Raw genomic sequence first — 14,096 nt, forward strand, 5'->3', positions numbered from 1 at the left:
GACAATCCGCGCGGAACAAGACATTATGGCATTATTGTCCGCAGCAGCAGGAATCAGGCTCTCACGAGAGAACCCAATGGGAAAGGAGGCCCCATGCCATTTCAAACATTCATGACCGAGTCCGGCTTTAAAGTGCTGGCGATGGCGCGACTCGGATCATGTGAATACAGTATTTGCCTCTATCTTTTGAACTGTGCCGTATCCAACATGCACGAACTGATTACGACCGAAAAGGAATTCGCGTCGCTGGTCGGTGCGGAAGAGGAGGTTCTGCACGAAGCCATGCAGAATCTGATCGATCGCAATATTGTGCATGTAAAAGTGCACGATTCCGGCCAACCCAAAGGTCGTCAGTCTCTGCGCATTGGCCTGCAGTACAACATTCATCTGTGGCAGCTCAACTTCGATAAGGACGTGACGAGCCACGATGCGGTCCTTTTCCCCTTCAAACGGGAAAGCAACGTCCGTTATCTGCATGACCGTGATCAAAGCGATATCACCCCCACGATCAAGCATCCCCTGCCGACCTGGAAGCGCATCCTGGAAGCGTTTATGGAAGGACGTGATGATGTGAACGATCAGGAAATTCAGAACGCCGAGCGCGATGCGAAAATTCTGGTCGACACGCATCCTGTGGATCAGGTGCTGATCGTGGTTCGGCATTTTGGAACCCGGATTCCAACCCTCAGTCTTCTGGCCAGTGCCTGGCATCACTACCAGACTCTGTTCGAGGAAGAGACCGAGAAAGTCGATATCCTGGAAGCCCGGCATAAGCATATCGAACTCGATCACCGTCTGCGTGATTCCGTCGAGCTTCTTCTGCAGCAAAAGCAGGAGATGAAATTAACCGACGAGGAAGTCAGCGTTCTGGAAATGCTCTTCAATCATCGGCATCCGCGGCGTCAGCTCTTCTGGGCCTATCAATCCCGCGGTCGTTATCCGCATCTGACGGAATTCTTCGCGCAGAACAGCTTTCTGATGCTGCCCGTGACTTCGTCGGGGACCATCTTCAAGAAAAAGCCCCATCAGGATTAAAAGAGAGGGGCCGCGATCAGCGGCTCCTGCCCCAGTCCTTCTGCCCATATGCCCTACCTTTTTCTCAACAGTTATCCTCAATAAATCATCGGCATTTGCGTCTTCAACCGTGCTGGCTCACGGGGAGCATGTCCATTTCGTATCCGTCGATTGTCGAAAGGCATAGACAACTCAAAGGAGCGCGCTGCGCAACTCTACATTTTTCGTATCTATCTGTTTTTTATACTTTTTTTAATACACCAATAATGTTTATTGCATTTGCGTGTGTCAAGTTGATTTGATATACAGACACGAATAGTTAGTCTGCTTAACAAAGCATCTTTAGGAAAAAAACTACCTGCACCCATAGGAGCCTAAATGGCGCGTCGCAGACCTGTCGTCTTGGTGGTTGACGACTTAGGATCGGAACTCGAAAAATATTTGCGTTATCTGCGCGAGTTTAACTACGATGCCATAGGTGCCAGAACCTTGGACGAAGCGAAGGCTATTGTCAGCCATCAGCATCTCGACTTGATTCTCACCGACCTTTACCTCGGATCAAACGCCCAGGCCATTGATGGGCTCGATCTCATCGCCTATGCCCGTGATGAAATACCAAAACTTCCCGTTATTGCCATGTCTTCCGATCCGCGCCTGACCATTGCCGAGGAGGCCAGAAAGCGGGGAGCGGACCAGATGATTCGAAAGCCGATAAAATCGGCTGACGAACTGGCAATTATTATCAAGAGAATTTTGGAACCTCCAGCCCCCCCGCTGACCTCAGCCTGGCCCCAAAAAATAGATGCCAGTCTCGAAGCCATTCGAAAAAAGCATCCCGATGGGATTGTCATCTCTGATCAGCATTTGCGCTATGTTGAACTCGCAGCTGATAATCCAGAACTGGTGGTCTGCATTTACGGTGAAACGGGAACAGGCAAAGAAGAGATTGCCAAACTCATCCACCGCCGCCGCTCGCAGCATGGTCCAACGCCTTTCGTTTCCATAAACTGCGCTAATCTTCAAGGCGATCTTCTGATCTCCACCCTGTTCGGGCACAAAAAAGGTGCGTTTACAGGGGCCAACGAAAATACCGTAGGAGCGATCGGCCAGTCGGATGGCGGCATCCTTTTTCTCGATGAGATTCATCGTTTGCCGATGAAAGCTCAGGAGCTCCTGCTCCGCGTGTTGAACGACGGTTCCTATAAACGCATCGGCGATAGCAAGGAACTCAAGTCTTCATTCCAAATACTGATTGCCAGCACAAAGGATCTTGATCAGGAAGTTGAAAACGGCTCTTTCCTGATTGACCTTCGTATGCGGCTCATAGGTCTGGAAATCAAACTTTCCCCACTGCGCGACCGTCTGCAGGATATGGCTGACTTCGTCAATTTGTTTCTAGCCAAACAGGAAAAGCCGGTCGCGATTTCTCAAGAAGAAAAGAAAAAACTGATCGCAATCTGCGAAAGTTTTTATTGGCAGGGCAACATCCGGCAGCTCTACAAGGTCTTGCAAGTGTTTCTCATCATGTCAACGATGAACGATGAGCCCCTGCAGGCGGAGCGTATTCCCATTTATAAGACCATGTACCGTCCTGGGGATACATCCAATGAGAGAACGGATGATTTCACCGCTCTCTGCGAGCGGCTTAAGAGCTATGAATTCGAAGACTCCTTGCTGGATGATGCTCTGGCAGCTGTCGAAAAATGGATTATTGCGAGGACCTTACGACGTCACGCGACCATTGCTGATGCCTGCAAGGCGCTGGGAATATCGCGCAGCAACATCGACATGAAGCGCAAGAAGTTTGGGATCTGACAGCGGTGCAGCATTCAATTCGAACGAATTTGAGAGGAACGCGATGAATCACGTGCACGATTTGCTCAATTCTGCCCTGTCTTTGCAGAATATCGCCGAGATGTACCAGGACAACGCCATGCTGAGCAAGACCCAGAAATCAATCGTCATCCAAGAGATGGAAATGATCGTTCAACAGCTTCAGCAATTGCTTTCAACCCTCAAAGAGAATGGATAAGTGCAGTATGATGACCAGAGCGCTCTATGCCAGTCAATTAGCCAATCGTGAGCGGCTTGTAGCCTCGTTTAAAGGCCGAATTGATGCGTTTTTTGCGCAGCATCGTCCCGAGGACACCACCCTCATTCTAGACAGCACGGGACCAAGCGCCACGCGACACTATCTTTTCCTACGCGCCTTGGGAATGGATCGCCTGCATCGGATGAAGGCTGTCTACGGCTTCTCAGGCGGCGCATTTGCGTATTTAGGATTCCACGCTGTGCATGGCGACGCGTTGGCGATGCCCATCGAACATTTCTACCGGCGCTTCGACAAAATTTTCCGCCAGTGCCATCATCCTGAATGGTCTTCTCCAGCCAAGGCCCTGACTCGCCTCGGCCTGCAGAAAGGCAGTCCGTTTAAGCCAGCAGCCTTGGAACGTGTGCTGCTCGGCATATTTTCCGAGGATTTCCTGAATCAGCCCCTGCATACTCTGCGCAAGAACTTTGTACCCTTTGTAGGGATCAAAGGCCAGGATGCTGTGCAAAATGCTCGCGAGCTTATGAGCCCTGAAGCCGCGTATCGCGATCTTCTCATGTCTGTATGTCGTGTCCCAGCCTTTTACGGAAAGCCCGATGCGAGCTCCCCTTTGTTCGATGCAGCGTTCGCCAAAGGCTATAAGAAATCCCTCAAGGAGCTTACACGTGACAGCGGCGGCCCGGTCCTGGTTTCCACCCCATGGCGGGACGGCGACAAGGGCGGCACCAGGTACATCAATTGTTTTGGGCACAATCAACAAAAGCTAGCCATGCTACGAGACTTTACTCTGCTCATGCTGAATTTGCCCAACAAAGGCTATCAGCAGGATCTCGAGGTGGCTTTTTCAGGCTAAGGGCGTGACCCAACGGGCAAGGAAACTTTATATGCCTCTATCACAGTCGATGTTAAAAGCTGTTGGCAGCAAGAAAGACCAGCAGCATCTTCACACCAGGGAATTAGCCGTGCTTTTGGCCCAGACTGCCTGGGGTGAAACGGTAATTCAACCGGCGCTTGTGAAGCTCCGCGGAATGTTTGACCAGGCCGCTATCAAGCGCATGATCGATAGCCAACTTCTGGACGAGGAAAGACATGAACGTCTCTATTGGAAAGCCATTAGGGAGCTCGACGTCGATTTTCCCCAAGAAGAGATGCCTCTTTACTATCGGCAGTTGCAAGCTTTGGTGGAGAGTGCAGACTCCCCTTTAAAGCTCATCGCCAGTCTGCATGTATGCCTGGAGTCTTTCGCCATGGGAGCCTTTGAATACCGCCGCAGTGCTTGCAGCGATCCGCGTATCCTGGCCATGGATCTTGAGGTTGAGCTGGATGAAATACGGCATCTGAATTTTGCACCTATCATGGCCGAGTGTCTCCATGATGAGCCCACAAAAAGCAGTCGCAGCGAACTCTTCCAGGTCGTCCGGGAGGTGCATCAAATGTTCCTTCATGACAATATAGTGGAACAGATCCAGAAACGAGCCCAGGTGAACTTCATGGTCCACGCGGAAAGCCTCCAGACTTATCGGGAGGCCTGCGATCGCATATGGCTCCAGCAGTTCAAACAGTTCCTCCGCGTTGCGATGTGAGGCGCATCCGAACATGAGCATAGGGGTGAAGGCCACCAATAATTTCTTCTATCAAGCCGGCAACCGATCTGGCTGTCGCTATATTCTGCTGGGCGCAGACGCCCGGGACAGAGCGCGTATCCAAAACTATTTCGCAAATTTGCAGAGTGAGTTGACGCATTATGCAAGCGAGCACGCCTGGCCCATCAGTGGCGCTGAGATATTAGAGGACCTCCAGGTTCTGGACTATTCCCATCCCACAGAAAGTGCCATTCTGGTCAATATCCCGCATTGTCTCGTCGATGCCCAGAGAGGGCTTGCAGCCATCAATACCGCCTTATCCGAATCCTCGGCTGCCCAAGCCAAGGAGCTGCCGAAGAAGGCTTATACCCCCGATCGCTTTTGGGTCTTTCGAAAAGATAGTGTCGATATCTCAAGTTCGGATCAAACCCTTACCCAAAGACTTCTGTTGACTTTGCCGTCGCTCCTTACAGCGGGAGTACGCATGGTCAAGCATCTGAATCTTCCCGAAAACATGCAGGCCCGTTTTGGAAACCAGTTCGTGACTATTGACCTGGCAGCTCCGCAACTCGCAAAGCTGCTATCCGCTCCGAAAAATATTTGGAAGCGTTTTTTGGAAGCGGCGGGTCAGAAGATCTACACGCAGACCCTGCAATCCCCTGACCCGGGTCCCTTGGCTCTACGCCCGCTGGTTACCAGTGTCGGGGCCCTGCCTGGTCCATCAGGGGCTCTACCTCAACTGAGCGCTGCTGCCACCGACCTTTATATGTTCCCGAGCGCAGTGCCTTATGCGTCCATAACCCTGACGGTCTATAGCTATCACCACAGACTATACTGTATTTTATCGGGTACCGAGCAGTTGGACCTGGTCAACGAACTTAGTCAAGCTTTGCAATTGCAGGGCTTTGCCCTCATTCATCAAGGAGCATAAAAGATGGCCATTCAAGATGGGAAAACACCACGTGGTATTCACTTCCAACATTGGGTCAAGGGAGAACCAGGACGCGAGACGCTTGCCCTTGTCATGGGTTATTCCGGGAGCATAGCGTCATGGAGCCAGGACTTTCTCGATGAGCTGCATCAAAGCTATGACTTGCTGCTGCTTGATAATCGGGGCACTGGATACAGTTTCCATCCTGCCCAAATTGAGGACATTACAGTACCAACCATGGCCGATGATCTCTTCGACCTTGTGAGCCACCTTCAGCTTGAGCCCTTTCATTTGCTAGGTTACAGCCTGGGTGGCTGTATTGCGCAGCAATTTGCGGCATCCCACCCCGAACGGATCCAATCACTTCTTCTGCTCGCCACGACGGGTGGCGGCAGTCTTTATGTTGCCCCCGGTCGAGACTTCCTTGCGCAGCTTGAAAGTCCCAAAGGGGAAACTCCCTGGGAGATGGCTCTGAGCATGTGGGGCCTTTGCACGTCACAGGATGTTATCCAAAACAAGGAAGCTGGCTTGCGGGACATTCACGATCGGCAAATGCAAAAGCCCACTCCAAGGCGGACATTCGCAGGGCAGATGCGCGCGTTTAAAGCCTTCGCTACAGAAAAGCTCTTCCCGAACAGGAAAGTCCCTGTGCCTCTGACCATCATTTCCGGGAAGCAGGATCGGCTTATGCCTCATGGGAATTCGCTGAAGCTGCAGGAATACTTTCAGCAGAGCTTGCTGATTGAAATTGATAACTGTGAGCACCTCCCCTATTTGGAACAAAAGCAGGAGTTGCTGAGCGCCATACGGGTCGGAATCCAACGCAAGTAAAAAGGAAACGAGCCCATGCTTCAGCGCAGCCATGCCCTCCAGGGATATATTGGGGTCTATGCAAAACAGGATCTAAAAACCTTGACCGCAAGCGATCTACCCCAATCGGTCAAAGATCTTTGGGAATTCACCTGGTCTGGGAAGCTGCGCGAAGCGTTCTTACATTCACAGAGCATGGATACCAGCGAGCTGAGGCCACAGCTCAGGGATCTGGTCGAAGCCGACATCATTCTTCTACGTGTCAAGATCGGATTGGGTCTCCCCAAGCCCTTGCCACACTACCCGCGTCGAAGCTTTGCCAGATTGGTGTTTAACTATGCACTCTATTCCCACTATTTTTGGGTGGACCATAAACAGGCTTATAGAGCGCTGTTTCAGATGCTTTGGATCTCGATTTGGTATCCGCGTCTGCGGTTTTGGATGACCTGTCTCTTCCTGATCGGCCATATGCTGGCCATTGGCGGCAAACCCAAAGCAGGCTATCCTCTCGCCAGCCTCATGTTCCACTGGGTGATGCGTCGGCGTCAGCAAAACCGGACCATTCCGAAAGCTGCCGAAAACATTATTGTTGCCGCGTATCCTTACACCAACTTTGTTACCAACCGACTCGCGCATCTCCCGGGCCTGATCAAGTCGATCCTGCCGGTTCTCCCTCAAGACCCATACTATCAAACGATCTTTCAGATTTCCTGCCTGTATTGGACCTCCTATTCCGGTGACATCGTGAACTCCGAGGTGCTCTGCAGTCAGTTCAAAAAACTGCATCAGGAAAAGAAGCTCCTGCGCTATGCCCCTATTTCTCAAATCATTCAGCTTCTCCCCATCGCTTTGCGCGGTTATGCCCATGTGATCACCAGTGAGTTTCATGCGATACTCGAGGAGCATAAGGAAGAGAACTACGATCACGCCATCAACTCCCAGTTCTATCGTATTTCTGCCTTGATCCAGCTGCATCTCGGCGAGCATCCAGGGGCATTACAGTGCATCAACCGGGCCATTCGCTACCGCAATATCACAGGCTTTCAAAACTGGAAGAAGTTTGACATGAAAGTCAGGCAGGCTGCTCTAGATTCGGCTGGAATTGCGCAGATTGAATCCATTATTCCCATTCCAAAACATCTTTCTGGGCCACACGTTCATTTCTTCCTGACTCGTATCATCCTGGATTTGAAAAATCTGCTCAGCCAGCCCGAAATATTCCGGTCGCAACTGCGCGATGTTCTGGCCTCGCATTTCGCTTGGCCAGAGATTCATGTCGTCAAGGATTTGCCTGGCCTTTATTCAAGCGACCCAGCAATAAAAGTCGATGATCGGTACCTTGTCTTTCTCGGCTTAACTGAGGACCGCAGCCTTTTCATTAAAGAAATCCTGGCTGATCTGAGTCCCTATATCGTCAGCCTGGATAAGTCCCTGAAACAAATCCGGGCCATGAACGATCGCCTGGCTGGGGTCTCCACCATGCTGACCATCGCCCGTACGACACAGATGCTGGCTCATGATGTGCGACAACCATTTTCGCTCACCCAAAGTCTTCTTGATCAGATGCGGCGTGCCAGGACATATAATGAACTTATGTCGCTGATCGGTGAATTCGGTCCCGAGATTGAGCGCTCGCTGTATCAGGTGAACGGCATGATCGCTGATGTTATGGAAGTGGGAGGCAAGGGCAGCCTCTCACTCGAAGCCACCGATCCAAGTTCACTGATTGAAAGTGCGCTGCTGAATTATTTCCGGCACGCCGAGGATTTGCCTCTTACCTTCAGCTATGATTTTCAGCATAAACAAAAGGTCCTGATCGACGACTTAAAGGTGTCGCGCGTTGTCACCAATATTATCAAAAATGCAGCCGAGGCTGTTGATTTACCGGGTCGTTTGTGGTTCAAGACCACAGATCGCGGAGAAAACATCGAATTTGTCATTGGCAATACCGGCAGCTATATCGCCGAAGACGAAAGGCGCCAGCTCTTCGATGCCTTCTACACGCAAGGGAAGAGTCGTGGTACCGGGCTCGGTCTTGCCATTGCCAAAAAGATTATCATTGCCCACGGTGGTGACATTTGGTGTGAGTCGGACCGGGAGCGCGGAACGGAGTTTTTGTTTACTCTGAAAAAGTGCGATACTCCTATCGAGGCAACCCGCAATCTGCCGCAAAGTCCAAGCCAGATTAAAGAGTATTTCTCGAAACAAGCCCTGTCGCTGCCACTGCAACAGGCCGAAGCTGAACTGGAGCTGGAAAAGACGCTGGCTTTGTCTCTCAACAAACCTTGTCGCATTCTTATTGCAGATGATGAAGCCCTTTACCGCAACGTCCTGCAGAAGCAAATCCTGCAATCTCCCACTCTCGCACAAAAAGTTCATCTCCATATCTGTTCCAGCGCCGAAGAGGCTCTGGAAGCCTGGATGCAGTTCAAACCCGACCTCATTTTCATGGATATATATTTCGGGCATCAAAGAATGGACGGATTGGAGGCGGTCAAAGAACTTCGCAAACAGGGCTGCCAGGCCTATATTGGCATTCATTCCCACCGTGACACCATCGAAAGCCACTCCGAGGCTTACCAGTCGGGGGCCAATGAGTTTATGGCAAAGCCCATGTCGCGAGCCGCCTTGCTTGATAGCATCAAGTCACAACTCAGCCCAATGGAACGGACAGAGCATCCTTCACCTGCCATCAAGCATTTTGTGTTGGTCGAAGACAGCCCGCTGATGCGCTATCAATGGTCTCTGCAGCCAGGCCTCCAGCTTATGGCCAGCTATAAGAATGGGAAGGAATTCCGGGATCAGGTCAAGGAACAGGATCTGGCCGATAGCAGCCTTGATTTTATCGTCATGGATCTAAGTTTTGAGGATAGTGATGGTTTCGATGGCATCAGCTGCATTCGCTGGCTGCGGACTCTGGGTTTCAAGCACCCCATATACATCAGCTCCAACAGCAGCGTAGCTCCAGAGACGCTTCATGAACTGCAAGCGACTCTGGTTGCCAAAAACCCAAAGCAGGCTGTCCGACAGATCGTCGAAAATCTTCAGAAAGAATAACGAGCGCAGCCATCCTATGAACCAGGACCTTAGCGCCTGAGTTTCGCAACTCGGGCAGTCTCCTGAATGCCACTTGGATAAGGTGTAGCCTTCCAGCCAAAGCGTTTTTCAAACTTCGCGGAACTGAAAAGATAATCCTTTTCATTTTGATAAAGCATTTCGTTGACTTCTTTAATCATAGGATTCAGGTAGCTTCCCAGCTGACACATCCATTTCTTCAGGACGAAGAACTTGGGCGGCAAGCCCAGAGCCTGGGCCGACTGTTCAATAAAAGCTTTGCCTGTCAGAGCATTAGGGTCCGTGGGCAAGTGCCAAACCTGACCCCAGGCATCTTCAGCTTGCGCCAGCGAAAACAGGGCTTTTGCAGCATCTGGGGTATAGGTATAGGCATGCAGACTATCGGCGTTGGCGAGACACATGGCTTTTCCCTTCTTAAGCAAAGTATCGAAAACCAGAGTGTTCGGAATCCCATTCCCAGCGCTAGGGCCATAGAAATCCGCCGAACGGGCAATCATAGCCTTCACCTGCCCTTTCTGGGCACTTTCCAAAAGCATCTTGGCGATTTTAAGTCTCACCTCACCTTTTTTACTGGACGGCCGACATGGAGTTTCTTCGGTCATAACCCCATCAACTTTTCCATACATATAAACATTGTCAAAGAAGATAAGTTTGGCCTTATGTTTCTGACAAGCCTCAAGGGTATTCTGCATAATCCTGGGCCACTGTTCCTGCCAAACTTTACTATTGTAAGGCAGACCAGCCAAGAGGTAAACGACCTTGGAGCCAGCCACGGCTGCCATAACCTGCTCAGCTTGACACAAATCAGCTGTGAACGTGTTCGGGGCGGAACTCGCTGTCCGACGCACAAGCCGATAGGGGCAACGCGCATCAGTAAGCTCCTGAATCAACCCATCGCTGATGGCGCCGCCTGCTCCTAAAATCGTGTGAAGGCCTGCTGTGGATTCTGCATTCTTTTCGGTCATGGAGTGTCCTTCAAAATTCGACGTTTCAAGCCAATGCTGCTTAAGAGGCAGTACTATACAGCCTGCACTCAACCGGAAACGGCGAGGCGAGCAATGGCGTCTGTGGCCGGGTAATTCAGCACTCGATCAAGAGCTTTATACTTGATTGGCAAGCGATCGAAAAGCCGCATTTTGTAGTGTCGGATCGTGGCTGCCCAACCATGAGCAGCCAGGTTTTGTTCCTGCTTCAACTGATAGTTCGTGACAATCGTCTTGTGCTTCTTCCGCTCCGCAACGTAAGCCGCAAAATCATGAGCAGAAATTGTCGATTTCGACCGCAAAAGTTGCGTGAGCAAGGGGCCCAGGACGAAAGCATCCTGAATAGCCAGATTTACTCCCTGTCCAAGAATAGGCGAAACGGTGTGAGACGCATCACCAATCAAGAGCAGGCCATCGATCGCCCATTGATCGACGCTGGCAACAAAGACGTCAAGCAGCGTGACATCTTTCCAGGAACGGACATGCTCGCGAACCAGCGGGGCAATTTCTGGAGCAATGCTGACGACATCTTCCACAAAGGCTTCGATACCGCGCTTGCGCAGCTGCTGAAAGCCACCCTTTGGTATGTTGAGCCCAACTCGCAAAAAGTCAGGCCAGGTGGGAATGATGAAGACATGAGAGGAACCTTTCAACAGGAGTTTGCCGCGATCATTCCAGTCCTTGGGTCTTGGCAATTTAAACCAAATAATATCCCGCTCAACGGGCTTGAGTTGGGCCTGGATACCGGCTGCTTTCCGTACTTTCGAGTAGCGTCCGTCAGAAGCCACCACCTGCTTCGCATACAGCTGACGCAATTGCCCTGCTTCAGCACTGACCTCAACCCCTATGACGCGTTGAGCATCATCACGGATAAGGGATTCGAAGGCACAGCCATTGAGATAGGTGAAGTTCTGGAATTTCGAGGCTTCTTCCAGAAGCACACTCAAAAGATGAGGCTGCGGCAAATCTATCGCTCGTTTGAAGGTTCCAGGAAACGCGTCGTAATCCAGTGTGAAGATCGTCTGGCCTTTATCCATCATCGCCATACCTTCCACTGTCAGATAGCCTTTGTCCGCAATTCGATTCAGAAGCCCCAGCTGATCCAGAATGCGCACCGAGCTGGCCGCCACGGTTTCGCCACGGAACGAACGCTCCAGCTGCTTCTGCTTTTCAACCAGCGCCACCTGCAGTCCCTGCTGAGCCAGTATCAAGGATAAGAGCGATCCCCCTGGACCGCCACCGACGATCACCACATCAAACTGATTTTTCATGATTGTTCCCGACATAAAATCTTCCTTTTTTTATTTAATTTTCCAGAGTGGATTTTACTTCCGCCAGTATTTCCGCCGCAGTCGCCCCATCCATGATACGATGATCAAACACCATAGCGAGCGTCATCATGGGCCTTATCTCGATACGGTCGTGGATGACCGCAGCCCGTCTGCTGATCGTTCCCAAACCAAAGCCCAAACTGCCAAAAATTTGTGGCAAAAAGGTATCGACCCGGGCATGCCCCAGAGAGCTGATAGCGACACTCCCCTGCAATGCTCCCCGCTTTTTGAAGTCCTGCAGAATTTTTTTGCTCAGTAAAGCGGCCAAGGGCATCGGCAGATGACCCAGCAAACGCTTCAGCCGGGCTCCATTTGTAGGGCTATGACCATGCGCCTTGGCCTCATCCAGCACAGATTGAATCTCGGCTGCCGAGCAGCTTTCTGCTCGTGGAATAACCACTGCCATCACATTTTGATCATTCCCATTTTTCTGATTTATCAGGATTTTTATGGGCAAGCCGTCATACTCAGCAATGGTTGGCCTTATACCTTCACGCAGCACCTGCCTCGACACGGGAAAGCGTTTCAGAACAGGAGCCACGAGCTGGGTAAAGAGAGCCACATGACCGATCTTTGGTGAACCAGTTCGCGAGAGCTCGGTTTTTCTTTCCAGGAAGCGGGTGCAGTCGATCTCGCTTGTCAGATATATATGCGCCGTTTGCCTGGCAGCCTTGAGAAAGAATAAAGTGGGTACTCTCCCGGCCGTGATCCGCATGGTTTTTTTAACGTTAACATGAGCTGGCATGAAATAACTCCGCAAGGTCGCGCACTGTTTGTGCTTTGTAGTAACGTTCAAAGTCAATTTTCTGGCCAGAGATCGACTCCAAATGTGTCAGAAGGCGGAGCGCCTGCACAGAGTCATAACCAGACAGATGAGCGATGTCCTGGTCGATCTCCGTCGTGCCTTCCTCGAGATCCAGGACAGTTTCCAATACTTCCATAATTTCGTTAACTGTCATCAGTCCATCCTTTAAATATAGGTAATCCATGAATCATGTTGCAGAGGATCAGGCCTTTGATAGGCATAGTGATGATCCGCTTGTTCTTCAAATTTCAGGGCCATAAGAAAGTCGCGGACACGACCATTCTTGCTGGTCGGCACATAGGGCACAATGAGCCTCTCCAGCGTTTCGCTCGCGAGTTCCTGCCATATTTTGGCTAGAAAGGCCTGCTCGACGCCTCGGTTGAATACACGGCAGCTGAGCACCATGTTTTCCAGGTGCAATACCCCGTCTTCGCTGCCAAGCTTCAGCACAGCCGCCGCAATGAGTCCGCTGCTCCCATAACGATCGCTGAGTTCAGCGCAATACACCGCTCCGCCTTGCTCTTCCGCATGGGAGAGCTCCGCTTCTGTGTATCGCCGTCCCGAAACGTTAAATTGGTTGGTTCTCTGAAACAATTGAACCACGCGTCCCAGGGATTGCTTATGCATCCTTCGCACCTTCAACTGCAGGCCGATTTGATGCAGAAAGTCCTCATAGCTTGTGCTGGCCTGGAGCAAATCCTGGCGCTGGGATTCGGATCGATAAAGCGCGGTTCTTGCCCTGTCTTCCTGTGTTACAGTCAGTGCAAGAACATTGACCTCCTTCAGCAGCAGAGCCGCGAAATCATCGGGAAGGATCCTTGGTTCCAGCACCTGCAGTTCGGGAAGGGCGAACGCAACTTCCTGTCTCTCAAACGAACTATCGTCCAGGAATACCATGGCATCCAGCCCAAGGTTCAGACTCTGGGCGATGGACTGGATATTGGCTGATTTTGGCGACCAGTTGGCCTTGATGCAGGCAAAGTCTCCTTCTCGGAGAATCTGCTCATCGTGTTCTCGCAGCATCTGGAGCACATTGTTACGGTCATTCTTCGAGCAGATGGCAAGCAGCACGCCTTGCTCACGAAAGACCCGTAAAATTGCCTGCAATTCCTTGTAGGCATTTCCTGGATAGAGCCCCCCCAGCAAGACCCCATCCATTCCATCATCGCCCAAAACACCTCCCCAGAGGGTATGATCGAGGTCGACAATGATACATTTTTTACTCCTGCCAAGCATGGCCTCCCACAGCTGCCTATACGCTCTGCTCAGATCGGCAAGGAAATCCAGACTAAAGATCTGACCGGCATACAGTCGCCTATTTTCTGAAGCGTAGCGTTCCTTGCTGCTCACCTGATCCATATCCAGTATCAGGGTATTGCTATGCCGCTCGGCGAGCTCATAGATCCGCCGATTCAATTCATGCCACATCGCTGATAAGCTCTGGCGTTCTTTGATGCCGATAAGCCTTCGATAGTGGCGCGGGCTTAAAACCAGGCTGGTCATACCTATCACGT

General features: G+C 51.2%; 13 protein-coding genes. 8 read left to right on the forward strand and 5 right to left on the reverse strand.

The window, feature by feature from the left end:
• Window positions 1-93: 93 nt before the first annotated feature.
• The 8 genes from VFO10_RS13030 (at window position 94) to VFO10_RS13065 (ending at window position 9,445) form a co-directional block, all read left to right on the forward strand.
• On the forward strand, window positions 94-1,035 hold the full coding sequence (locus tag VFO10_RS13030; RefSeq protein WP_325140784.1) for a hypothetical protein: 942 nt from the start codon (window positions 94-96) through the stop codon (window positions 1,033-1,035).
• A gap of 357 nt (window positions 1,036-1,392) precedes the next feature.
• Window positions 1,393-2,829, forward strand: a complete 1,437-nt coding sequence (locus VFO10_RS13035; RefSeq protein ID WP_325140785.1) for a sigma-54-dependent transcriptional regulator — start codon at window positions 1,393-1,395, stop codon at window positions 2,827-2,829.
• Window positions 2,819-3,046 (forward strand): DUF3802 family protein, encoded by a 228-nt coding sequence (locus VFO10_RS13040; protein ID WP_325140787.1) that lies wholly within the window; start codon window positions 2,819-2,821, stop codon window positions 3,044-3,046. The genes VFO10_RS13035 and VFO10_RS13040 overlap by 11 nt, the downstream gene beginning before the upstream one ends.
• Window positions 3,047-3,053: 7 nt before the next feature.
• Window positions 3,054-3,917: a hypothetical protein gene (locus VFO10_RS13045; protein WP_325140789.1), complete on the forward strand. Its 864-nt coding sequence runs from the start codon at window positions 3,054-3,056 to the stop codon at window positions 3,915-3,917.
• A 31-nt stretch (window positions 3,918-3,948) separates the two neighbouring features.
• The gene (locus tag VFO10_RS13050) at window positions 3,949-4,647 is read left to right on the forward strand and encodes a hypothetical protein (protein ID WP_325140791.1); all 699 of its coding nucleotides are present in this window, start codon (window positions 3,949-3,951) and stop codon (window positions 4,645-4,647) included.
• 13 nt (window positions 4,648-4,660) lie between these two features.
• Window positions 4,661-5,578: a hypothetical protein gene (locus tag VFO10_RS13055; RefSeq protein ID WP_325140793.1), complete on the forward strand. Its 918-nt coding sequence runs from the start codon at window positions 4,661-4,663 to the stop codon at window positions 5,576-5,578.
• 3 nt (window positions 5,579-5,581) lie between these two features.
• Window positions 5,582-6,409 carry an alpha/beta hydrolase gene (locus VFO10_RS13060; RefSeq protein WP_325140795.1) on the forward strand — a complete coding sequence of 276 codons (828 nt, stop codon included), beginning with the start codon at window positions 5,582-5,584 and terminating at the stop codon, window positions 6,407-6,409.
• 15 nt (window positions 6,410-6,424) lie between these two features.
• The gene (locus VFO10_RS13065) at window positions 6,425-9,445 is read left to right on the forward strand and encodes a response regulator (RefSeq protein ID WP_325140796.1); all 3,021 of its coding nucleotides are present in this window, start codon (window positions 6,425-6,427) and stop codon (window positions 9,443-9,445) included.
• Window positions 9,446-9,474: 29 nt separating this feature from the next.
• On the opposite strand, the gene VFO10_RS13070 is transcribed toward VFO10_RS13065, so the two are convergent.
• From VFO10_RS13070 to VFO10_RS13090, 5 genes are all read right to left on the reverse strand, one after another.
• Window positions 9,475-10,428: an NAD-dependent epimerase/dehydratase family protein gene (locus tag VFO10_RS13070; RefSeq protein ID WP_325140798.1), complete on the reverse strand. Its 954-nt coding sequence runs from the start codon at window positions 10,426-10,428 to the stop codon at window positions 9,475-9,477.
• A gap of 68 nt (window positions 10,429-10,496) precedes the next feature.
• On the reverse strand, window positions 10,497-11,732 hold the full coding sequence (locus VFO10_RS13075) for an FAD-dependent monooxygenase (RefSeq protein WP_325140800.1): 1,236 nt from the start codon (window positions 11,730-11,732) through the stop codon (window positions 10,497-10,499).
• Window positions 11,733-11,751: 19 nt separating this feature from the next.
• Window positions 11,752-12,279: a 2-oxo acid dehydrogenase subunit E2 gene (locus VFO10_RS13080; RefSeq protein ID WP_325140802.1), complete on the reverse strand. Its 528-nt coding sequence runs from the start codon at window positions 12,277-12,279 to the stop codon at window positions 11,752-11,754.
• A 226-nt stretch (window positions 12,280-12,505) separates the two neighbouring features.
• Window positions 12,506-12,736, reverse strand: a complete 231-nt coding sequence (locus tag VFO10_RS13085; RefSeq protein ID WP_325140804.1) for an acyl carrier protein — start codon at window positions 12,734-12,736, stop codon at window positions 12,506-12,508.
• Between the two features lie 11 nt (window positions 12,737-12,747).
• Entirely contained in the window at window positions 12,748-14,085 is a 1,338-nt protein-coding gene (locus tag VFO10_RS13090) for an HAD-IIIC family phosphatase (protein WP_325140805.1), read from the reverse strand.
• Between the last annotated feature and the right edge of the window lie 11 nt (window positions 14,086-14,096).

The organism is Oligoflexus sp., assembly GCF_035712445.1.
Taxonomy (GTDB): domain Bacteria; phylum Bdellovibrionota_B; class Oligoflexia; order Oligoflexales; family Oligoflexaceae; genus Oligoflexus.